Raw genomic sequence first — 1,573 nt, forward strand, 5'->3', positions numbered from 1 at the left:
TGGTAAATTGCTACATCTCGCAAACAGAAACTTCAGTGAACATTGAAATTAAAGACACAGGAAATGGAATAGCAGAAAATATAGGTGAACAATTATTTGACAAATTTTACCAGGTACAAAATGAGCTGCCATTAAGCGGTGGATTTGGTATTGGCCTTTATCTTGTAAAGAAATTTATTGAAAGCCATAAGGGTACTATCAGTTACATTAGTTTAAATGGGGCTGGTACCATATTTAAGGTTTGTTTGCTAAAAGGGAAAGAACATTTAAGCCCGAATTTAATTTTTGAAGATGTTGTAGAAACCTCGGTTTTCTTAGATGAACTTATTGAAAGTTATGAGGAAGTTCCCGTACCGAGTAAGGATTCAAACGCTGTCAGAGGCAAAAAAAGCGATCCATTTAATTTGGAATCAAAATCAATGCTGATTGTGGATGATAATGAGGAGATGAGGCAATATTTGAAGCAAATTTTTTCGGCAAATTTTGAAATTTATGAAGCAGCAGACGGTTCYGAAGGTTTGGATATGGTATATCAATTTCTACCAGATATTGTTATCAGCGACGTAATGATGCAGGGAATAAGTGGTTTAGAACTATGCAGCAGAGTTAAAGAAGACCCCGCACTAAGTCATATCCCGGTTTTATTATTAACTGCAAGTTCGTCTCCGGAAATTAAGCTTAAGGGAATAGAGGGTGGGGCCGACGATTATATAAGTAAACCATTTGAGCGGGAATTCCTGGTGGCCCGGGTTGCCGGTATACTTAAAAGTAAAAATAACCTGCAAAAATATTTTTATAATGAAATCACCTTGAAGTCAAACGATCTTAAAGTTCCACCTGACTACAAAGAGTTTTTGACAGCGTGCATCAAAGTTGTAGAAGACAACTTAAGTGACAGTGATTTTTGTATTAAAACTTTGGCTGATAAGATAGGGATGAGCCATTCAAACCTTTATAAAAAGATCAGGGCTATTTCGGGGCAGTCGGCTAACGGATTTATACGATTTATACGCCTTAGAAAAGCTGCCGAAATGTTTCTTAAAACGGATTGTACTGTTTCTGAAGCTGCCTATAAAGTTGGTATCAACGACCCCAAATATTTTAGAGAACAGTTTAGCRAGCTGTTTAAACTTAACCCTTCCGAATACATAAAAAAATTCCGTGTTCCTTTTCACGCTAATATTACCAGGAATGCTGTGAAAGTAAAAATTAGCAAAAATTAATTTTAAGTAAACTCAGAAGAGCCGGATTTTACCTATAGTTTACCAATTACCCCCTCAAGTTGTATGAATTTACCCCTCATTGGCAGTGTTTATTATACGCATCTTAGTGCTGCCAATTATAAATGTACAACCCACATTTATTGTTATTAAAGTAAAAGTTTATTATAATATTAAGTTATTAAAAACAGGTTTTAGCAACCCGTTCTGCTTTTATAGCTCTTTATTGAATTGAACCAATTTTAATTTATAAATAACCTAAAAAATCAATATGGAAGAAAAACCAACATAACTCTCCCCAATCTGTAGGCAAATGTCATAACGTGACCAGTCCTAAATCACCTCGCTTTTAT

At 35.1% G+C, this 1,573-nt stretch carries 1 protein-coding gene; it reads left to right on the forward strand.

Annotation, left to right across the window (positions count from 1 at the left end):
- On the forward strand, positions 1-1,223 hold a 1,223-nt coding region (locus AC1DPZ_RS26890), incomplete at its 5' end, for a response regulator (protein ID WP_477409284.1).
- Between the last annotated feature and the right edge of the window lie 350 nt (positions 1,224-1,573).

The organism is Mucilaginibacter sp. P4_G9, from assembly GCF_056400985.1.